This window comes from Caballeronia choica (genome assembly GCF_001544535.1).
GTDB lineage: Bacteria > Pseudomonadota > Gammaproteobacteria > Burkholderiales > Burkholderiaceae > Caballeronia > Caballeronia choica.
The window spans coordinates 1-20057 of sequence record NZ_FCON02000001.1; the positions used below are offsets into that span (position 1 = coordinate 1).

General features: G+C 63.8%; 16 protein-coding genes and 1 pseudogene. 8 read left to right on the forward strand and 9 right to left on the reverse strand.

Going from position 1 to position 20057, the window contains the following annotated elements:
• Positions 1-101 precede the first annotated feature (101 nt).
• On the forward strand, positions 102-479 hold the full coding sequence (rbfA, locus tag AWB68_RS00005; RefSeq protein WP_087642321.1) for a 30S ribosome-binding factor RbfA: 378 nt from the start codon (positions 102-104) through the stop codon (positions 477-479).
• Between the two features lie 3 nt (positions 480-482).
• On the forward strand, positions 483-1427 hold the full coding sequence (truB, locus tag AWB68_RS00010; RefSeq protein WP_087642322.1) for a tRNA pseudouridine(55) synthase TruB: 945 nt from the start codon (positions 483-485) through the stop codon (positions 1425-1427).
• A 75-nt stretch (positions 1428-1502) separates the two neighbouring features.
• Here truB and AWB68_RS00015 read toward each other — a convergent pair whose 3' ends face one another.
• The 4 genes from AWB68_RS00015 to AWB68_RS00030 all read right to left on the reverse strand — a co-directional run bounded on the left by AWB68_RS00015 (position 1503) and on the right by AWB68_RS00030 (position 6499).
• A complete protein-coding gene (locus AWB68_RS00015) occupies positions 1503-3062 on the reverse strand; it encodes a DHA2 family efflux MFS transporter permease subunit (RefSeq protein WP_087642323.1) in 1560 nt (519 codons plus the stop codon).
• A gap of 27 nt (positions 3063-3089) precedes the next feature.
• Positions 3090-4325, reverse strand: coding sequence for an HlyD family secretion protein (locus AWB68_RS00020; RefSeq protein WP_087642324.1), 1236 nt, complete (start codon positions 4323-4325; stop codon positions 3090-3092).
• Between the two features lie 53 nt (positions 4326-4378).
• Positions 4379-5899: an efflux transporter outer membrane subunit gene (locus AWB68_RS00025; RefSeq protein WP_087642503.1), complete on the reverse strand. Its 1521-nt coding sequence runs from the start codon at positions 5897-5899 to the stop codon at positions 4379-4381.
• A gap of 75 nt (positions 5900-5974) precedes the next feature.
• Positions 5975-6499, reverse strand: coding sequence for a MarR family winged helix-turn-helix transcriptional regulator (locus AWB68_RS00030; protein ID WP_087642325.1), 525 nt, complete (start codon positions 6497-6499; stop codon positions 5975-5977).
• 361 nt (positions 6500-6860) lie between these two features.
• Between AWB68_RS00030 and typA the strand changes: the two genes are divergently transcribed.
• The 6 genes from typA (at position 6861) to AWB68_RS46205 (ending at position 16615) form a co-directional block, all read left to right on the forward strand.
• Positions 6861-8687 (forward strand): translational GTPase TypA, encoded by a 1827-nt coding sequence (gene typA / locus AWB68_RS00035; RefSeq protein ID WP_087642326.1) that lies wholly within the window; start codon positions 6861-6863, stop codon positions 8685-8687.
• Positions 8688-9008: 321 nt separating this feature from the next.
• Positions 9009-11867: a 2-oxoglutarate dehydrogenase E1 component gene (locus tag AWB68_RS00040; RefSeq protein WP_087642327.1), complete on the forward strand. Its 2859-nt coding sequence runs from the start codon at positions 9009-9011 to the stop codon at positions 11865-11867.
• Positions 11868-12017: 150 nt separating this feature from the next.
• Complete coding sequence (gene odhB / locus AWB68_RS00045; protein ID WP_087642328.1) at positions 12018-13343, forward strand: 2-oxoglutarate dehydrogenase complex dihydrolipoyllysine-residue succinyltransferase; 1326 nt, start codon at positions 12018-12020, stop codon at positions 13341-13343.
• A 72-nt stretch (positions 13344-13415) separates the two neighbouring features.
• On the forward strand, positions 13416-14846 hold the full coding sequence (gene lpdA, locus AWB68_RS00050; protein ID WP_087642329.1) for a dihydrolipoyl dehydrogenase: 1431 nt from the start codon (positions 13416-13418) through the stop codon (positions 14844-14846).
• 102 nt (positions 14847-14948) lie between these two features.
• The gene (gene zapE, locus AWB68_RS00055) at positions 14949-16046 is read left to right on the forward strand and encodes a cell division protein ZapE (protein ID WP_087642330.1); all 1098 of its coding nucleotides are present in this window, start codon (positions 14949-14951) and stop codon (positions 16044-16046) included.
• Between the two features lie 137 nt (positions 16047-16183).
• Positions 16184-16615, forward strand: a complete 432-nt coding sequence (locus AWB68_RS46205) for a transposase (protein ID WP_160109938.1) — start codon at positions 16184-16186, stop codon at positions 16613-16615.
• Positions 16616-16709: 94 nt separating this feature from the next.
• Here the strand turns inward: AWB68_RS46205 and AWB68_RS00065 are convergent, their stop codons facing one another.
• From AWB68_RS00065 to AWB68_RS00085, 5 genes and pseudogenes are all read right to left on the reverse strand, one after another.
• Complete coding sequence (locus tag AWB68_RS00065) at positions 16710-17174, reverse strand: DUF2147 domain-containing protein (RefSeq protein WP_087642331.1); 465 nt, start codon at positions 17172-17174, stop codon at positions 16710-16712.
• 236 nt (positions 17175-17410) lie between these two features.
• The gene (surE, locus tag AWB68_RS00070) at positions 17411-18196 is read right to left on the reverse strand and encodes a 5'/3'-nucleotidase SurE (protein ID WP_087642332.1); all 786 of its coding nucleotides are present in this window, start codon (positions 18194-18196) and stop codon (positions 17411-17413) included.
• Between the two features lie 74 nt (positions 18197-18270).
• Positions 18271-18510, reverse strand: a complete 240-nt coding sequence (locus AWB68_RS00075; RefSeq protein ID WP_087642333.1) for a hypothetical protein — start codon at positions 18508-18510, stop codon at positions 18271-18273.
• 157 nt (positions 18511-18667) lie between these two features.
• Positions 18668-19621, reverse strand: a complete 954-nt coding sequence (locus tag AWB68_RS00080) for a DUF1571 domain-containing protein (RefSeq protein WP_087642334.1) — start codon at positions 19619-19621, stop codon at positions 18668-18670.
• Positions 19622-19723: 102 nt separating this feature from the next.
• Positions 19724-20007: pseudogene (locus AWB68_RS00085) on the reverse strand (AMP-binding enzyme); the annotation flags it as partial.
• Positions 20008-20057 lie beyond the last annotated feature (50 nt).

Here is a 20057-nt window from a genome sequence, read left to right on the forward strand (position 1 = left end):
TACGCTGTAAGATTGCCCGCCGTAAAACAAGGCGGAGCGGGCCTCTCGGTCCGCTCCGCTTTTTTTTATGGGCGCGGGCGCAGCAATATAAGGAAACCATCATGGCCAAGAAACGTACTTCCCCGAACCGTAACGTGCAGATCGCGGATCAGATCCAGCGCGATTTGTCGGCGCTGATGCGCGAGGTGAAGGACCCGCGCGTCGGAATGGTGACGATCCAAAGCGTTGAACTGACGCCCGATTACGCGCACGCGAAAGTCTATTTCACGACCTTGACGGGCGATCCTCAGCAGACGCAGGACGGCTTGAATCACGCGGCCGGGCATTTGCACAACCAGTTGTTCAAGCGCCTCCACATCCATACCGTGCCGACGCTGCATTTCCACTACGACCAGACGATCGAGCGCGCGGTCGAGATGTCGAAGCTAATCGACGAGGCCAACGCCACGCGCGCGAAGGACGACGAGGAAGGCGCCTGACCGATGAAGGGTTCGAATGCACCGGCGCGTCCGAAGATTCCGCGCCGCGCGCTCGACGGCGTTTTGCTGCTCGACAAGCCGCTCGGGCTTTCCAGCAACGACGCGCTGATCCGCGCGAAGCGTCTGTATCTCGCGAAGAAGGCGGGGCATACGGGAACGCTCGATCCGCTCGCGACGGGGCTTTTGCCGCTCTGTTTCGGCGAGGCGACGAAGTTCTCGCAAGACCTGCTCGAAGCCGACAAGACCTATGAAGCGACGATGCGCCTCGGCATCCGCACGACGACGGGCGATGCCGAAGGCGAGGCGCTTGAATCTCGCGACGTGACGTGCGACGAAGCGGCGGTTCTCGCATCGCTCGCGAAGTTTCGCGGTGAAATCACGCAAGTGCCGCCGATGTATTCGGCGCTGAAACGCGATGGCAAGCCGCTGTACGAATATGCCCGCGCCGGACAGACGGTGGAACGCGAGGGCCGGCAGGTGACGATTCACGCGCTCGAACTGATCGCGTGCGCGCTGCCGGACGTGACGTTTCGCGTGCTGTGCAGCAAGGGCACGTATGTGCGCACGCTTGCCGAAGACATCGGCGAGGCGCTCGGCTGCGGCGCGCATCTCGTGGCGCTGCGCCGCACCGGCGTCGGCGCGTTGACGCTGGAACATGCGGTCACGCTGGATGTGCTGTCGGATGCCGCGGAAGCTGAGCGCGACACGTGGCTGCAACCGGTCGACGCTTTGCTTTCGACGTTCCCCGCCGTCCGTCTCGATGCCGATGCCACGCGGCGCTTTCTGCATGGTCAGCGGCTGAAGCTGTCGGAAGTGTCGGTGGAACCGCTCGAAGATGGCCGCGTGCGCGTGTATGCGGAGGCAGACGCTCGGCTACTCGGCGTCGCGAAGGCCGGCGAAGGCGTGCTCGCGCCGGAACGGCTGGTCGTCACCGCGACGGCGAACTAAGCGCGTTGAAAAGAAAAAGCCCGGATCGATCCGGGCTTTTTTTCGCGTGCGTGCGGCTAAGCGGTCAACGCGTCGTCAATGCGCCGCCGATGCCGCCGCCGCCGAGTCCCCGCCGCCCGAACGCTCAGGCTTCGTGATCCAGATCAGCGCGATCAGCGCGACGAAAATCCCCGCTGACAGATAGAACAGGTCGTTCACGCCCAACTGCGCGGCCTGCTGCGTCGCCATGCTGTTGAAGAGCCCGTAAGCCTGCGACTGGTCGAAGCCGGCCGCGCCCATCTGTCCGATGGAATTCGCGAAGATCGGGTTATACGCATTCGCCTGCTCGACGAGCTGCGCGTGATGCACGATCGACCGATGTTCCCACGCCGTCGAAAAGATCGACGTGCCGATGCCGCCGCACATGATCCGCACGAAATTCGACAGGCCCGAAGCCGCCGGAATCCGGTGCCCCGGCAGGCCGGACAGCGTGATCGACACGAGCGGGATGAAGAACCCGGCCATGGCGATACCCTGGATCAGCGTCGGCATGGTCAGCGCGAACGTGTCGACGCCCGTCGTGTAGCGCGAGCGCATCCAGAAGCACAGCGCGAAGATGAGGAACGCGGCGGTCGCGATCTTGCGCGGGTCGGTGCGCGGCAGGAACTTGCCGGTCACGGGCGAGAGCAGGATCGCGAACACGCCGACGGGCGCCATCACGAGCCCGGCGTCGGTTGCCGTGTAGCCGATGTCGGTCTGCAGCCACAGCGGCAGCAGCACGAGATTGCCGAAGTAGAGCCCGTAGCCGATCGAAAGCGCGACCGTTCCGCCGGTAAAGTTGCGCAGCTTGAAGAGCGACAGGTCGACGACCGGATGCTCCGCCGTCAGCTCCCACACGATGAAGAACGCCAGCGCGATCACCGCGACGAGCGTCAGCACGACGATGGTGGTCGAGTTGAACCAGTCGAGGTCCTTGCCCTTGTCCAGCATGATCTGCAGCGAGCCGACCCAGATCACGAGCAGCGCGAGCCCGACCGTGTCGATCGGCGCCTTGCGGATCGCCGAATCGCGCTCGCGGAAGATCGCGAACGTCGCAATTGCCGCCACGATGCCCACCGGAATGTTGACGTAGAAGATCCACGGCCACGAGATGTTGTCGGAGATCCAGCCGCCGAGAATCGGGCCGGCGACCGGCGCGATCAGCGTGGTCATCGACCACATCGAGAGCGCCATCGGCGCCTTCGCACGCGGATAACTCGCGAGCAGCAGCGTCTGCGAGAGCGGGATCATCGGCCCCGCGACCGCGCCCTGGAACACGCGCGCGGCGAGCAGGAACGGCAGCGACGGCGCGAGCCCGCACAGCCACGACGCGATCACGAACAGCACGATCGACGAGAGGAACAGGCGCACCTGGCCGAAGCGTTGCGTGAGCCAGCCGGTGAGCGGCACGGAGATCGCGTTGGCGACCGCGAACGACGTGATGACCCACGTGCCCTGGTCGGACGCAACGCCGAGGTCGCCCGAAATCGACGGAATCGAGACGTTCGCAATCGACGTGTCGAGCACGTTCATGAACACCGCGAGCGAAACCGCGATCGTGCCGATCACGAGTTTCGCGCCTTCGAGCGGCGGATGAACGACGTTTTGCTGTGACATGTGAGAAACCTCGAGTCGCGGCGGCGCTTACATCAGCTTCGATGCAGCGGGCTTCGCAGTGCGCGACACCGAGCCTTGCGCGCCGACAGCCGCGCCGGCGTTCTCCTGGATGATGCGGGCGATTTCCGCGTCGGCCTGGTCGCCGTACTTGTCGAAGACGTTCGTCTGGTAGACCGTGTTCGGCGCGGTGCCGAGCTGGCCGCCTTCTTCGCTCTTGATGGTCACGTCGGCGTTCATCGAGAGGCCGATGCGCAGCGGATGCTGTTCCAGTTCCTTCGGGTCCAGCGCGACGCGCACGGGCAGCCGCTGCACGACCTTGATCCAGTTGCCGGTGGCGTTTTGCGCCGGCAAGAGCGAGAACGCCGAGCCGGTGCCTGCCGAGAACCCGATCACCTTGCCGTGGAACACGACGCTCGAACCGTACAGGTCAGCCGTCAGTTCGACCGGTTGGCCGATGCGCATGTGCTTCAGTTGCACTTCCTTGAAGTTGGCATCGACCCACACGGCGTTCAGCGGCACGATCGCCATCAGCGGATTGCCCGGCGACACGCGCTGGCCGACCTGCACCGAACGCTTCGCCACGTAGCCCGTGACCGGTGCCGGCAGCGTGTTGCGCGCGTAGTTGATATACGAATCGCGGACTTTCGCGGCGGCCGCGAGCACGTTCGGGTGGCTCGCGATCGTCGTGTTCGACGTGAGCGAGCGGTTCGACGCGAGTTCCTGCTGGGCGGAGTCGAGCGCGGCCTGTGCGCTGCGCACGGCGTCGCGCGCGTGGGAGATTTCTTCCTGCGACACGGCGCCCGTTTGCGCGATCGTCATGCGGCGGCGCAGGTCGTCCTGCGCGCGCGACAAATCCGACTTGCGCAGCGCGACTTGCGCTTCGTATTGGTTGTCGTTCACGAACAGCGTACGGACCTGGCGCACCGTCTGCGCGAGATTCGCTTCGGCCTGATCGAGCGCGACCTTCGAGTCGGCCGGATCGAGCACGACGAGCGGATCGCCGACCTTGACCGTCTGCGTGTCGTCGGCGTTCACCGAAGTCACCGTGCCGACCACTTGCGGCGTGATCTGCACGACGTTGCCGTTCACGTAGGCGTCGTCGGTGCTTTCGTGAAAGCGCGCGACCAGGAAGTAATACAGCCCGTACGCGACGGCAGCGATGATGATGACGAGCACGATCAGCGTCATCAGCGTGCGGCGCTTGGTCGTGTTCGTCTTCGGCGCGGACGCCGGCGCGGCGGCGGTTTGTTGAGGGTCGCTCATGGATGGCTCCGTTTCCTGTCCTGTTCGGTAGTGCTTTGTTCTTGATTCGCTGCTTATTGGGCTGGGGCCGGCTGTTGAGCCGGCGCCGCGGCGGCTGCGTGCGTTTCGCCGCTGCCGTCGATGGCGAGATTCGTGCTCGTCGCATCGAAACCGCCGCCCAGTGCCTTGATGAGGCCGATCTGGAGATCGCGGCGCTTCATCCGCAGGTTCGTGACGGTCTGCTCGTTCGAAAGCCGGTTTTCATCCGCCGACAATACCTGCAACTGCGGCGACAACCCCGCCTTGTAGCGGATCACGGCGAGGTTGTAGGCGCTCGTCGCGGCGGCCAGCGCGCGCTCGGCGTCGCCCATCTGGCGGTCGAGCGAACGGATCGCGGCGACTTGCGTCGCGACGTCGTTCAGCGCGTTGATCAGCGTCTGGTTGTAGTTCGCGACATCGAGGTCGAAGTCGGCGTAGCGGCCCTTCAACTGCGAACGGAGATAGCCGGCGTCGAAGATCGGCAGGTGGATCGCCGGGCCCGCCTGGATCTGACGGCTGCTCGCCTGGAGGAATTTGCTCCAGCCGAACGCATCGAAGCCGAACGCCGCGGCGAGGTTGATGTCCGGGAAGAACTCGGCTTTCGCTTCCTTGATGTTGTGCGTCGCCGATTCGACCTGCCAGCGCGCGGCCACGAGGTCGGGACGGCGCGAGACGAGATCGGCGGGCACGTTGTCCGGCAGCGCCACGTCGAACTTCGGATTCACGATCGGGTTGGCGATCGAGAGGCCGCGATCCGGGCCCTTGCCGAGCAGCGCGCCCAACTGGTAGCGCGTGGTCGTGATCTGGCCGTCGAGCTCGGTGAGGTTCGACTGGCTGGTCGCCACGTTGCCCTCGGCGGTGCGGCGCTCGACGTTCGTGTCCAGGCCCGCGGCAACGCGACCGTTCGTGATGCGGCCGACGTCGTTGCGATTGGCGATCTCGCGCTGGGCAACGTCGCGCAGCGCGTAGAGGAGCGCAAGCTGGTTATAGGTGCTCGCCACCGATGCGGCGAGCGTCACGCGCGCCTGCTGCATGTTGGCTTCCGCGGCCTTTTCCTGCGACACGGCCATGGCGAGCCGCGCCTGGTTCTTGCCCCAGAGGTCGAGATCCCACGATGCGCTCACGAGTGCATTGTTCTCGCTGTACCACGTGCCGCCGTAGGGCGGCGGGAAGAGGGCGTTGGCCGAGTAGAGTTCGCGGGTCCACGAGTACGAGCCCGTGACCTTCGGATAGAGCGCGGAGCGCGAGGTCTCGATATACGACGAAGCCTTCGCGATCCGTGCCTGGGCCTGCGCGATGGACGGATTGCCGGCGAGCGCCTCGTCGATCAGTTGCGGCAATTGCGGGTCGCCGAACTGCGTTGCCCAGTTAAGCGTCGGCCACTGGCCGCCTTGCACGGGCAGGCTCTGCGTGCTTTCGAAGGTTTCGGGCGCGGCGAGCTGCTTGTCGCTGCTGATTCCGGCGTAGTTCGCGCAGCCGGCCAGCGCAAGCGCCGCGACTGCCGCCGCGATCGCGCCGCGCGCCGTGCTGCAAGAAGCGGAGGAGAGGTCTTTCATCGCTCGGCTCGTCTGGTTGGACGGATGATGGACGTTGCAATCAATTTCTTTCAGATTCATGACGAAAGTTTATTGTCAGCGCAATGGTGCGCCAGACGATTTGTCAGCCGTGGCGCCCGCGAGGACGGCGCATCCCGGATCGCACGAATTCGCGAGGACGCGTCTCAGCATGCTCTTGAGGAAGCCGACTTCTTCGGGCGTGAAGCCCATCAGGAGCTTGTCCAGGACGCGCGTGAAGATAGCCGGAATTCTCTCGGCGAGCGCGTAGCCTTCTGGTGTGAGCGCCAGGCGCACGACGCGCCGGTCTTCCTCGCTGCGCACGCGTGACAGCAGGCCGCGCTTTTCCAGCCGGTCGATCAGTCGCGTCACCGCGCTTGCATCGATACCGTATTCGCGCGCGAGATCGGCAGCCGTGACGCCTTGTCCAGCCGCCAGCATGAACACGATGCTCGCCTGCGTGCTGGTGATGCCGAGTTCGGCCGTGGTGTGCTGCGTGACCATGTTCCACAACGTCGAGCGCACCCGGCTCAGCAGATAGCCGACGCTCTCGCCGAGCTGGTAGTCGCCGATGCGAGTGGGAGGAGTGGGCGCGTCGCTCATGGATTCTCGTGCGATTGCAATAGTTGACTAGGCAGGATTATAGGTGCGGTTGTTTGACGCGGCAAGGAGTTTATGGAGACGCTTAAAAGCGCGGCCCGGATCGAAAGTTTCGTGCTGTGGAGGGCGCGCCTTGCTCCGGCTTTGCGCAAGATCAAACTCTGCGAGAACATTGCGGGTTATGTCCTATTGCCATGCGCCGCCAAAAGCGCTGAGAAGCGGACACATCCGCGTGCTATAATTTTGGGTTCCCATTGCGCCAAGTGCTCGATTCAGACATCGAGTTTCCTTGCTCGAGTCACCGAGTGAGCTACCAGGCGAGCTACTCAGGCTCGCACCGACGGCGCCCAACTGTATACATCCTATGACTCGCGCCCTCCGCAACATCGCCATCATTGCCCACGTCGACCACGGCAAGACTACGCTCGTCGACCAACTGCTTCGCCAGTCGGGCACGTTCCGAGAAAACCAGGCCGTCGTCGAACGCGTCATGGACTCGAACGACATCGAAAAGGAACGTGGCATCACGATTCTTGCGAAGAACTGCGCGGTCGAATACGAAGGCACGCACATCAACATCGTCGACACGCCGGGACACGCGGACTTCGGCGGTGAAGTGGAGCGCGTGCTGTCGATGGTCGACTCGGTGCTCTTGCTCGTCGACGCTGTCGAAGGCCCGATGCCGCAAACGCGCTTCGTGACGAAGAAAGCGCTCGCGCTCGGTCTCAAGCCGATCGTCGTGATCAACAAGGTCGACCGTCCGGGCGCGCGCATCGACTGGGTGATCAACCAGACGTTCGATCTCTTCGACAAGCTCGGCGCGACCGAAGAGCAGCTCGATTTCCCGATCGTCTACGCGTCGGGCCTGAACGGCTACGCGAGCCTCGACCCGGAACTGCGCGAAGGCACGATGCGCCCGCTCTTCGAAGCCATTCTGGAACACGTGCCGGTTCGTCCGTCCGATCCGGATGCGCCGCTGCAGTTGCAGATCACCTCGCTCGATTACTCGACGTACGTCGGCCGTATCGGCGTGGGCCGTGTTGCGCGCGGCCGCATCAGGCCGGGCATGCCGGTCGCCGTGCGTTCGGGTCCGGACGGCGCGATCATCAATCGCAAGATTAACCAGGTGCTGTCGTTCCGTGGCCTGGAGCGCGTGCAGGTCGAGGAAGCGCAGGCCGGCGACATCGTGCTGATCAACGGTATCGATGAAATTGGCATCGGCGTCACGATCTGCGCGCCGGAAACGCCGGAAGCGCTGCCGATGATCACCGTCGACGAACCGACGCTCACGATGAACTTCCTCGTGAACTCGTCGCCGCTCGCCGGCCGTGAAGGCAAGTTCGTCACGAGCCGCCAGATTCGCGACCGCCTGATGAAGGAACTGAACCACAACGTCGCGCTGCGGGTGAAGGAAACCGGCGACGAAACCACGTTCGAAGTAGCCGGCCGCGGCGAACTGCACCTGACCATTCTCGTCGAGAACATGCGTCGTGAAGGCTACGAGCTTGCGGTGTCGCGTCCGCGCGTGGTGATGCAGGAAATCGACGGCGTGAAGCATGAGCCGTATGAAAACCTGACCGTCGACATGGAAGATGCGCACCAGGGCGGCGTGATGGAAGAACTCGGCCGCCGCAAGGGCGAAATGCTCGACATGGCGTCCGACGGCCGTGGCCGCACGCGTCTCGAATACAAGATCGCGGCGCGCGGCCTGATCGGCTTCCAGGGCGAGTTCCTGACGCTCACGCGCGGCACGGGCCTGATGAGCCACACGTTCGATTCGTACGCGCCGGTGAAGGACGGCTCGGTCGGCGAGCGTCGCAACGGCGTGCTGATCTCACAGGACGACGGCGCGGCTGTCGCCTATGCGCTGTGGAAGCTGCAGGATCGCGGCCGCATGTTCGTGTCGCCGGGCGATGCGCTTTATGAAGGCATGATCATCGGCATTCACAGCCGCGACAACGATCTCGTCGTGAACCCGATCAAGGGCAAGCAGTTGACCAACGTGCGCTCGTCGGGCACCGACGAAGCCGTGCGCCTCGTGCCGCCGATCCAGATGTCGCTGGAATACGCGGTCGAATTCATCGACGACGACGAACTCGTCGAAGTGACGCCGCAGTCGATTCGCCTGCGCAAGCGTCATTTGAAGGAACACGAGCGCCGTCGCGCGAGCCGCGAAGGCGCGGTCGACTGAGTCGATCGCCTCGCGTGATGCCAGAGAGAGAGAGCCGCCTTCGGGCGGCTTTTTTGTGCGCGCCGCGTTCTGCGAAAGGCTCTTGCTTAATCGACCGATCGCCCTCAGATGCCTGTTGCAGCCGCGTTTGCCTGCGACTGTGACTGCGACCATCGGCTATATCGACTATGCGTTTGTGCTATGCTAGACAAATGTGTTGCCGATTTTTAGGTCCTTCCAAGCAGACTTGATTCGCGCAATCCGCTAAACGGTCAGGCCGTGTCGCGGAAGGTTTCTTAACCCGCTATTTCTCGAGAAACTCGAAGAAAGGTGAGCGTAAAAATGATGAAGCAATTCCAGCTGAACTCTTATTTGTTCGGCGGCAATGCTCCGTACGTCGAAGAATTGTACGAAGCCTACCTGGATAATCCCGCGTCCGTCCCGGACACCTGGCGTGATTATTTCGACGCGTTGCAGAACGTGCCGGCCTCCGATGGCACGAACCACAACGACGTGGCCCATGGCCCGATCGTCGAATCGTTTGCCCAGCGCGCGAAGGCCAATGCCTTCATTCCGCGCGAAGGCACCGGCGACCTTGCCACCGCGCGAAAGCAGGTCTACGTCCAGTCGCTGATCGGTGCGTACCGGTTCCTCGGCTCGCTGTGGGCCAATCTCGATCCGCTCAAGCGTCGCGAACGTCCGCATATCCCCGAGCTCGAACCCGCGTTCTACGACTTCACCGAGTCGGACATGGACCAGACGTTCCATGCCCAGAACCTCTACTTCGGCTTCGAACAGGCGTCCTTGCGCGAGATCGTCAAGGCGCTGCGCGATACATACTGCGGCACGCTCGGCGCCGAGTTCATGTACATCAGCGATCCGGAGCAAAAGCGCTGGTGGAAGGAAAAGCTCGAGTCGATCCGCTCGACGCCGAATTTCTCGCCCGAAAAGAAGAAGCACATTCTGAATCGCCTGACGGCCGCCGAAGGCCTCGAGCGCTTCCTGCACACCAAGTACGTCGGCCAGAAGCGCTTCTCGCTGGAAGGCGGCGAAAGCTTCATCGCGTCGATGGACGAAGTCGTGCGTCACGGCGGCAAGAACGGCGTGCAGGAGATCATCATCGGCATGGCGCACCGCGGGCGTCTGAACGTGCTCGTGAACACGCTCGGCAAGATGCCGGCCGATCTCTTCGCCGAATTCGAAGGCAAGCACGTCGACGACCTGCCGGCCGGTGACGTGAAGTACCACAAGGGCTTCTCGTCGGACGTGTCGACGGATGGCGGCCCGGTGCACCTGTCGCTCGCGTTCAACCCGTCGCACCTCGAAATCGTCAACCCGGTGGTGGAAGGGTCGTCGAAGGCTCGGATGGACCGTCGCGGCGACGAAAACGGCATGCAGGTTCTGCCGGTGCAGATCCACGGCGACGCGGCCTTCGCCGGCCAGGGCGTCGTGATGGAAACGCTGAACCTCGCGCAGACGCGCGGCTACGGCACGCACGGCACGCTGCACATCGTCATCAACAATCAGATCGGCTTCACGACCTCCGACCCGCGCGACTCGCGCTCGACGCTGTATTGCTCGGACGTGGTCAAGATGATCGAGGCGCCGGTGCTGCACGTGAACGGCGACGACCCCGAAGCGGTCGTGCTCGCCACGCAGCTTGCCATCGACTTCCGGATGCAGTTCCACAAGGATGTCGTGATCGACATCATCTGCTTCCGCAAGCTCGGCCATAACGAGCAGGACACGCCGGCCGTCACCCAGCCGCTGATGTACAAGACGATCGCGAAGCACCCGGGCACCCGCGCGCTGTATGCGGAAAAGCTCGTGCAGCAGGGCGTGATCACGGCGCAGGACGCCGACGACTACGTCAAGGCATACCGTCACGCGATGGACGAAGGCCATCACACCATCGACCCGGTGCTCTCGAACTACAAGAGCAAGTACGCGGTCGACTGGGTGCCGTTCCTGAACCGCAAGTGGACCGACGCCGCCGACACGGCCGTCCCGCTCGCGGAACTGAAGCGCCTCGCCGAGCGCATCACCACGATCCCCGAGAACTTCAAGCTGCATCCGCTCGTCGAGCGCGTGATCAACGATCGTCGCGCGATGGGCCGAGGCGAAGCGAAGCTCGACTGGGGCATGGGCGAGCATCTGGCGTTCGCGTCGCTGGTTGCATCCGGTTATGCGGTGCGTCTGACGGGCCAGGACTCGGGGCGCGGCACGTTCACGCACCGTCACGCCGTTCTGCACGACCAGAACCGCGAGCGCTGGAACGACGGCACCTACATTCCGCTGCAGAACATCGCGGAAGGCCAGGCCAAGTTCAACGTGATCGACTCGGTGCTGTCGGAAGAAGCGGTGCTCGGCTTCGAGTACGGCTATTCGACCGCTGAACCGAATACGTTCGTCGCGTGGGAAGCGCAATTCGGCGACTTCGTGAACGGCGCGCAAGTCGTGATCGACCAGTTCATCTCGTCGGGCGAAGTGAAGTGGGGCCGCGTGTCGGGCCTCACGATGCTCTTGCCGCACGGCTACGAAGGCCAGGGTCCGGAGCACTCTTCGGCGCGCATCGAGCGCTTCCTGCAACTGTGCGCGGATCACAACATGCAAGTGGTCCAGCCGACCACGCCGGCACAGATGTTCCACCTGCTGCGCCGCCAAATGATTCGCCTGTTCAGGAAGCCGCTGATCATCGCGACGCCGAAGTCGCTCTTGCGTCACAAGGAAGCGGTGTCGGATCTGTCGGAGCTGTCGAAGGGTTCGTTCCAGCCGGTGATCGGCGAAGTCGACGGCGCCATCGAGCCGAAGAAGGTCAAGCGCGTCGTGGTCTGCTCGGGCCGCGTGTACTACGACCTGGTCGCGCATCGCCGCGAGTCGAAGTCGAACGACGTTGCGATCGTGCGTATCGAGCAGCTTTATCCGTTCGCGCACAAGCAGTTCGACGCGGAACTGAAGAAGTACGAAAACGCGACCGAAGTGGTCTGGGTGCAGGACGAGCCGCAGAACCAGGGCGCCTGGTTCTACGTCGAGCACCATCTGCGCGACGGCATGAAGGAAGGACAGAAGCTGGCGTACAGCGGACGTCCGGCTTCGGCGTCGCCGGCGGTCGGTTACTACGCGAAGCACTACGAGCAGCAGAAGGCGCTGGTCGAAGGTGCGTTCGGCCGCCTGAAGGGCGCGCAGACGATCGCGAAGTAAGTGCAAGACTGAAGGGCGCAGGGCCGGGCGGGTTTCAGACAAACTTTCCCGGTCCTCTCGTGTGGCCGCGTCGCGGCGCTCGCAATCGATCGAAGCGCGCACGGGCCACCGGGTTCGTACTCACAAAGACACGTATTAGGACAATTCAGAATGGCTATCGTAGAAGTCAAAGTCCCGCAGCTCTCGGAATCCGTTTCGGAAGCCACCATGCTGCAGTGGAAGAAAAAGCCCGGCGAAGCCGTCGCGCAAGACGAAATCCTCATCGAAATCGAAACGGACAAGGTCGTGCTGGAAGTGCCGGCGCCGTCCGCCGGCGTGCTCGCGCAAGTCATCAAGCATGACGGCGACATCGTCACCGCCGAAGAAATCATCGCCAGGATCGACACGGAAGCGACAGCGGGCCAGGCGCCTGCCGCCGTTGCCGCTGCCGGCGACGCCGAAGTGAAACCGGCGCCAGTCGCAGCAGTTGCCGCACCGGCCTCGCAAGTTGCGCAAGCCACGGCTTCGAGCAGCACGGCATCGCCGGCTGCGGGCAAGATCCTGGCGGAGAAGGGCATCGGTGCCGACCAGGTCGCGGGCTCGGGCCGCGACGGCCGCATCACCAAGGGCGACGCGCTCGCCGCGACGCAAGGCGCGCCGGCAGTACCGGCGGCTCCGGCGGCGCCGGCTCCGTCCGCACCCGCTCCCAGGGCCGCGCCGGCACCCGCGGCGAAGGCCGCGAAGCCGTCGCTGCCGGATGTGCGCGCGCCGGGCTCGGCCGAGCAATGGCTCAAGGACCGCCCGGAACAGCGCGTGCCGATGTCGCGCCTGCGTGCGCGCATCGCCGAGCGCCTGCTCGAATCGCAGCAGACCAACGCCATCCTGACGACGTTCAACGAAGTCAACATGGCGCCGGTCATGGACCTGCGCAACAAGTACAAGGACCGCTTCGAGAAGGAACATGGCGTGAAGCTCGGCTTCATGTCGTTCTTCGTGAAGGCCGCCGTCCACGCGCTGAAGAAGTTCCCGCTGGTGAACGCGTCGATCGACGGTAACGACATCGTCTATCACGGCTATTTCGACATCGGGATCGCGGTCGGTTCGCCGCGTGGCCTCGTGGTGCCGATCCTGCGTAACGCGGACCAGATGAGCCTCGCCGACATCGAGAAGAAGATCGCCGAGTTCGGCCAGAAGGCGAAGGACGGCAAGCTGTCGATCGAGGAAATGACGGGCGGCACGTTCTCGATCTCGAACGGCGGCGTGTTCGGCTCGATGCTCTCGACGCCGATCATCAACCCGCCGCAGTCCGCGATTCTCGGCGTGCACGCGACCAAGGAACGCGCGGTGGTCGAAAACGGCCAGATCGTGATCCGTCCGATGAACTATCTGGCGCTCTCGTACGACCACCGGATCATCGACGGCCGCGAAGCCGTGCTGTCGCTCGTCGCGATGAAGGACGCGCTGGAAGATCCGGCCCGCCTGCTGCTCGATCTGTAAAAAACATTCAGGGACGCACGGCGCGCTCGATAGACTCGCGCGCGCCGCGACGCCAACAAGAGAAGGAAAGTCATGTCCAAGGAATTTGACGTCGTCGTGATTGGCGCCGGCCCCGGCGGCTATATCGCGGCGATTCGTGCCGCGCAGCTCGGCAAATCGGTTGCGTGCATCGAAAAGTGGAAGAACCCGGCCGGCACGCTGAAGCTCGGCGGTACGTGCCTGAACGTGGGCTGCATTCCGTCGAAGGCGCTGCTCGCGTCGTCGGAAGAGTTCGAGAACGCGACGAAGCATCTCGGCGATCACGGCATCAGCGTGTCGGACGTGAAGCTCGACATCACGAAGATGCTGGCCCGCAAGGAAGGCATCGTCGAGAAGATGACGAAGGGCATCGAGTTCCTGTTCCGCAAGAACAAGATCACCTGGCTCAAGGGCCACGGCACGTTCACCGGCAAGACCGATGCCGGCGTGCAGATCGAAGTGTCGGGCGAAGGCGAGACGGAAACGGTCACCGCGAAGAACGTGATCATCGCGACGGGCTCGAAGGCGCGCCATCTGCCGAACATTCCGGTCGACAACAAGATCGTTGCCGACAACGAAGGCGCGCTCTCGTTCGACGCCGTGCCGAAGAAGCTCGCCGTGATCGGCGCGGGCGTGATCGGCCTGGAACTCGGCTCGGTGTGGCGGCGTCTCGGCTCGGATGTGACGGTGCTCGAAGCGCTGCCGGAATTCCTCGGCGCCTGCGACCAGGCGCTGTCGAAGGAAGCCGCGAAGCAGTTCAAGAAGCAGGGTCTCGACATTCACGTCGGCGTGAAGGTGGGCGAAGTGAAGGCGACGGACAGCAACGTGTCGCTCGCCTACACGGACAAGGACGGCAACGCGCAGACGCTGGAAGCCGACCGCCTGATCGTGTCGATCGGCCGCGTGCCGAACACCGACAACCTCGGGCTGGAAGCGATCGGCCTGAAGGCGGACGAGCGCGGCTTCATCCCCGTCGACGACCACTGCGCGACGAGCGTGCCGAACGTGTACGCGATCGGCGACGTGGTGCGCGGCCCGATGCTCGCGCACAAGGCCGAGGACGAGGGCGTGCTGGTCGCCGAAATCATCGACGGACAGAAGCCGCACATCGACTACAACTGCATTCCGTGGGTGATCTACACCGAGCCGGAAATCGCGTGGGTCGGCAAGACCGAGCAGCAGTTGAAGGCCGAAGGCCGCGAGATCAAGTCCGGCCAGTTCCCGATGATGGCGAACGGCCGCGCGCTCGGCATCAACAAGGCCGAGGGCTTCATCAAGATGATCGCCGACGCCAAGACCGACGAGATCCTCGGCGTGCACATCATCGCGGCGGACGCGTCCGACCTGATCGCCGAAGCCGTCGTGGCAATGGAGTTCAAGGCGGCGTCGGAAGACATCGGCCGGATTTGCCACCCGCATCCGTCGCTGTCGGAAGTGATGCGCGAAGCGGCGCTCGCCGTCGACAAGCGCGCGCTCAACATGTAACTCCCGGCGGCTCCCGGGCAGCACCGCGAAGGCGGGCGGGAGCTTTCCCGCTCGCCTTCGTCATATAGATGGCCATCACTTCGGGGCCACAATCGCGGCATCATGAACGTCAACGAATACTACGAACACGAACTGCTGACACGGGGTTATCAGTCGGACGAGGCGCAACTCACGGCGGTCGCACGGCTGCAGCGCTGCTATGACGAATGGGTCGCGTACAAGGCGCGCCGTTCGAACGCGATCAAGAAATTCCTGGTGCATCCCGATCTGCCGCGCGGCGTGTACTTGTGGGGCGGCGTCGGGCGCGGCAAGAGCTTCCTGATGGACAGCTTCTTCGCGGTCGTGCCCGTGCAGCGCAAGACGCGCCTGCATTTTCACGAGTTCATGCGCGAAGTGCATCGCGAACTGGAAGACCTGAAAGGTCAGGCCGATCCGCTCGACGAACTCGCGCGACGCATCGCAAAGCGCTATCGGCTGATCTGTTTCGACGAGTTTCACGTCTCCGATATCGCCGATGCGATGATCCTGTACCGTCTGCTCGACCGCCTGTTCAACAACGGCGTGCAGTTCGTGATGACGTCCAACTACCATCCCGACACGCTGTATCCCGACGGCCTGCACCGCGACCGCCTGCTGCCCGCGATCGAGTTGATCAAGTCGAACCTCGACGTGCTCAACGTCGACGCCGGCACCGACTACAGAAAGCGCACGCTGTCGCAGGTCACGGCGTACCACACGCCGCTCGGCGCCGCCGCCGACCAGGCGTTGCGCGCCGATTTCGCGAAGCTCGCCGCCGTCCCCGACGAAAGCCCGCTGCTGCACATCGAGAAGCGCGAGTTGAAGGCCTTGCGCAAGGCCGACGGCGTCGTCTGGTTCGACTTCGCCACGCTGTGCGGCGGACCGCGTTCGCAGAACGACTATCTGGAACTCGCGAGCCGCTTCCATGCAGTGATCCTGTCCGACGTGCCGCAGATGTCGCCGCGGATGGCATCCGAGGCGCGCCGCTTCACATGGCTCATCGACGTGTTCTACGACCACAAGGTGAAGCTGCTGATGTCGGCGGCGGTGCCGGCGGAGCAACTGTATGTCGAAGGTCCGATGGCGAACGAGTTCGCGCGCACGGTTTCGCGCATCGTCGAGATGCAGTCGAAGGAATATCTGGAGACGCCACGACGCATGGTCGATACCTCGCTAACCTGAATACGAGTATCAAAATTGCGGCCAGTGCCAATCGGCAAAAGGCTTTGGCTCTATTTCAAGATTCGGACACATCTGATGTCGGGCGCTTGGGCCGATCGGTATCTTCCATCCACACCTATTTGTGTATGGAGAGAATCATGAAGCCCTATCGCGACATGACCGATGAAGAATGGCAGATGGTCGCACCGCTGCTTCCCGAATTGCGTCCCCGCGCGGAGTTGCGTGGGCGGCCATTGGCAAACACGCGTGCCGTGCTGAACGGCGTGCTGTGGGTGATGTACAGCGGGGCGTCGTGGTCTACGTTGCCGCGCAAATATCCGTCGTATCAGACGTGTCACCGGCGCTTCAAGACGTGGCACGACTCCGGCGTCCTGGCGCGCGTGATGCTGCAATTGTTCGGGCCGGCGGGTGAAAGCCTGTATTCGCTGATGACGTCGCGCATGCGAGTGCCGGGCAGCGTTCCCGAGGCATTGGAAAGCGAACAGGCCGAAGTGCACGAGATTCTGCCGGTGAGCCCGGAACTCGTGCCGCCGCGTTACATGCCGGGTGTGATCCGCCGCGCGGCTTGAATTCTCGCCGAACTGAATGCGGCAGGTAAAAAAGCCGGCCAAAGACGAAGTCTTTGGCCGGCTTTTTTTTGACCCGCACGGGGCTTCCGGGCACCTACTGCTGACGCACCCAGGTCTGCGACCGTCCAAGCAGCGATACACCCATATACCCCCGCACGACCAACTTCTGCCCGCCGTCCTCGAGATGCATCTTGCACTTGTAGAGCTTGCCGCTTTCCGGGTCGAGGATCTGGCCTCCGTCCCAATTGCTGCCGTCCGGCTTCATGCCGGTGATGATCGTCATGCCCTTGATCAACTGGTCCTTGCGTGAATCCGTGCACGCGGTGCAGCGGCGCTCGGGCTGGTTGTTCTGGCCGAGTCCCTGCACGATCTTGCCCGACAATGTGCCGCTGCCGTCGTCGATGATCTGGACCAGCGCTTTCGCCTGGCCGGTGCTGTCGTCGATGGTTTGCCAGAGGCCCGCGGGCGAATTCGACTGCGCCATCGCGATGGTCGCCGATGCGAACAGCGTGCAGGCCAGCGCCGCGCGCGCAAAGCCGCTTGCCGTGAAACGGGTCATGCTTCCTCCTTGAAGTGCAACAGGGTCTCTGGCGCGCGTGGACGATTCCGTTGGCGCGTCCTGGGGCGGCCAGAATACGTGAATGTACTGGCGCCGTTTTGTAGGAAGTCCTCTAGGAATGTTGCGGTGCGCGTAACCCGCGATGGCGGGCGCGCAAAAACGTTTGTCACCGACCAGCGTTTCACGCGCGACTCGCAGCACAGCGCGCCAAAAAACGCCCGCCAGCGACCAATGCGTCAAGCGCCGCGCTCAAGCGCCGTCGCGAGTATCGCGAACGTGCGTTCATCGGTGCGATCGAAGTGCAGCGGCGTCACCGACACCCGCCCCGACATGACCACCGCCGTTTCGCTGTCCGGCGCATTGGCGCGCGGACCGCGCTGGAAGCGCAGCCAGTGATACGGCAGGCCACGCGGGTCGGTCTCGGTCAGCACGTCGATGCCTTCCACGAGTCCGGTGCCTTGCTTCGTCGGCGTGAGCGGGCCGGCGGCGGACGCGTCGCAGGAGGGGAAGTTGACGTTGAGGCACGTCGGCGCGTCGTGCGAGATTTCGAGCAACTGGCGGATGACGCCCGGCGCCAGCGCGCGGGCCGTGTCCCAGCGTACGTTTTCGCGATCGGTGAAGGTCTGGGAAAGCGCGATCGACGGCAAGCCGAGCAAGAGGCCGGTCATCGCCGCGCCGACGGTGCCCGAGAACATCGTCTCGACGCCGAGATTCGCGCCCCGGTTGATGCCGGAGAGGACGAGCGTCGGGGGCGCGTCCTTCATCAGGTGGCGTGCCGCCATCACGACGCAGTCGCCGGGCGTGCCCTGCACGCCGAAGCGCCGCTCGCCCTGGCGGCTTACGCGCAGCGGCGAATGCAGGCTGATCGAATGCGAGGTGCCGCTCTGGTCGTGTTCGGGCGCGATCACCCAGACTTCGTGCGCGAGCTCGGCCGCGACGGCTTCGAGGATGGCGAGGCCGGGCGCGTCGATGCCGTCGTCGTTGGTGAGCAGCACACGTTGAACAGTGGGTCGTGCGGACATCGCGAATCTCTCCTTCGGTCGGTTGAGGGGCCGATCGATTATTGCAGAGATCGCAAGCTTGCGTGCCGCCTGGGCTACTTGACGCCGAGTCCGCGCAAGACGGCGTTGCCATCCTCGGTGAGCCGCACTTCGGCCTCGCCAGCCGCCTGCGACACCGTCTCGACATAGCCGATTTCCTGCAGCGATGCGACGTCGGGCGTCGCGGCGATCGCGTCGATCGGCGCGTGCCAGAGCAGGAGCAGCGTGGCGATTTCGTGGTGACTCAGAAGGCGCCTGATGGCTCGCACGGGAGCCGATTTTGGCCGGGGGTTCATGGCGAACTCCTTTGATTTACATGGCGATGGGTGGCGGGAGCCACGAGCAATTTCGGAGGGAGTGCGGGCAGAGTATCGGCCGATTCTTAGGCGAAACTTAAGACCCCCACCGCGACTGTTTCAGGACATGTCACGGCCTGACAAAGCGCTTCCGGACTCAGAAACGATAGTCGGGATTGCTTGGATCGAACGTCAGATCATCGAAGGTTTTCGGCACGACCTCCTGAAAGACGACGCTTTCGAAGATATTGCCGTCGTTGTCGAACGATTCCGCCGAGCGGAAGTAGGGCCGATGCAGGTCCAGCCCGAGGATCTCTTTCTTCGCGTAGAACTCCGGCTGGCCGATCGGCGTTTCGTAAGTGAACGCGACAACCCGCTCCCCTTCGATCGTCTTCACTTCGATCCGGCTCGGGCGCGTGACGCCGGCGTCAGCGAACTTCTGGCCCTCCGCGAGAAACTGCCGCGTGATGTATTCGACGCCGAGATCGCGCACCGAATGATTCGACTGCGCCCGCGCGAGCGGACCATGCAGCGACGCCCACATCGGCACCGCGTCGAGCAGGCCGCCGAGATGTCCGTAGATCTCGTCGGCGCGTTTCGAATCGTCGTAGATCAGTTCCTGGCCTGCGTGCGCGCCGTCGGGCAGCCACTTTGCATAGATGCGCAGCGGGTCGCGCGTGAGGCGCACGAGCATGTGGTCGGGCCGGTTCGGCCACACGCCGCGGATGCGCTCGCGCCGCATCAGCGTGAACTCGTATGACGGGTAGCCGTTCGGTCCTTGCTTCAGGTAATGCGGCAGCGTGAGCGGATCGAGCGACTCGAAGAGCGTGACGAGTTCCGCGTCGGGGATGCTCGCGAGCAGGCCGCTGCGCGCGGCGCGCGATAGCCAGCGGACCTGGTGGTCGAGTGGGAGCGTGCCGACTTGCGAGGCGGGTATTGTCGGCGGCGAGGGCGCTCGTGCATCGCGCGCGGGTGCGACGTCTGAAGTCGCGGCCGACGACGCGGGCAGCGCAGTGGTGGGCGTCTGCGCATGCGCTGCGGTGAAACATAAACTGGCGCAAGCGAGCAGAAGGGCTCCTGGCAACGACGATCGATGGCGCGCATGCGGCATGAAGGGACTCTCCGTGACCAGGATGGTGCGGTGTTGATTACACCGTTTGATGCGCTCAGGCTTCCATGCAAACGGTGTAAACGCCACACCACATCACACCCTCTAGCCCTTCGCTTTGGCCGCTTCCGCGTCGCGCAGTTCACGACGAAGTATCTTGCCGATGTCGATAGCGGCAGCGAGTCGCGGAATTCCACGGCAGCGGCCACCTTGTACCCCGTCAGGTGCAAACGGCTGAACGCAGTCACTTTTTCCGCGCTGAGCGATTTTTCGCGCGGCACGACAAAGACCTTCACGCGCTCGCCGACCACCGGATCCGGCACGCCGATCCGGGTGGCGGGAGCCACGAGCAATTTCGGATGGGGTGAGGGCAATGTATCGGCCGATTCTTAGGCGAAGCTTAAGGACCGCCGCCCCGATTATTTCAAAAGATGTCAAG

What these genes read in the sequence shown, in the direction of transcription:
- surE (WP_087642332.1), bottom strand. Translation starts at nt 18,196, where the DNA reads ATGTCCGCACGACCCACTGTTCAACGTGTGCTGCTCACCAACGACGAC.
- AWB68_RS00020 (WP_087642324.1), bottom strand. Translation starts at nt 4,325, where the DNA reads ATGAGCGACCCTCAACAAACCGCCGCCGCGCCGGCGTCCGCGCCGAAG.
- zapE (WP_087642330.1), top strand. Translation starts at nt 14,949, where the DNA reads ATGAACGTCAACGAATACTACGAACACGAACTGCTGACACGGGGTTAT.
- AWB68_RS00025 (WP_087642503.1), bottom strand. Translation starts at nt 5,899, where the DNA reads ATGAAAGACCTCTCCTCCGCTTCTTGCAGCACGGCGCGCGGCGCGATC.
- truB (WP_087642322.1), top strand. Translation starts at nt 483, where the DNA reads ATGAAGGGTTCGAATGCACCGGCGCGTCCGAAGATTCCGCGCCGCGCG.
- lpdA (WP_087642329.1), top strand. Translation starts at nt 13,416, where the DNA reads ATGTCCAAGGAATTTGACGTCGTCGTGATTGGCGCCGGCCCCGGCGGC.
- typA (WP_087642326.1), top strand. Translation starts at nt 6,861, where the DNA reads ATGACTCGCGCCCTCCGCAACATCGCCATCATTGCCCACGTCGACCAC.
- AWB68_RS00075 (WP_087642333.1), bottom strand. Translation starts at nt 18,510, where the DNA reads ATGAACCCCCGGCCAAAATCGGCTCCCGTGCGAGCCATCAGGCGCCTT.
- AWB68_RS00080 (WP_087642334.1), bottom strand. Translation starts at nt 19,621, where the DNA reads ATGCCGCATGCGCGCCATCGATCGTCGTTGCCAGGAGCCCTTCTGCTC.
- AWB68_RS00015 (WP_087642323.1), bottom strand. Translation starts at nt 3,062, where the DNA reads ATGTCACAGCAAAACGTCGTTCATCCGCCGCTCGAAGGCGCGAAACTC.
- AWB68_RS00065 (WP_087642331.1), bottom strand. Translation starts at nt 17,174, where the DNA reads ATGACCCGTTTCACGGCAAGCGGCTTTGCGCGCGCGGCGCTGGCCTGC.
- AWB68_RS00040 (WP_087642327.1), top strand. Translation starts at nt 9,009, where the DNA reads ATGATGAAGCAATTCCAGCTGAACTCTTATTTGTTCGGCGGCAATGCT.
- odhB (WP_087642328.1), top strand. Translation starts at nt 12,018, where the DNA reads ATGGCTATCGTAGAAGTCAAAGTCCCGCAGCTCTCGGAATCCGTTTCG.
- rbfA (WP_087642321.1), top strand. Translation starts at nt 102, where the DNA reads ATGGCCAAGAAACGTACTTCCCCGAACCGTAACGTGCAGATCGCGGAT.
- AWB68_RS00030 (WP_087642325.1), bottom strand. Translation starts at nt 6,499, where the DNA reads ATGAGCGACGCGCCCACTCCTCCCACTCGCATCGGCGACTACCAGCTC.
- AWB68_RS46205 (WP_160109938.1), top strand. Translation starts at nt 16,184, where the DNA reads ATGAAGCCCTATCGCGACATGACCGATGAAGAATGGCAGATGGTCGCA.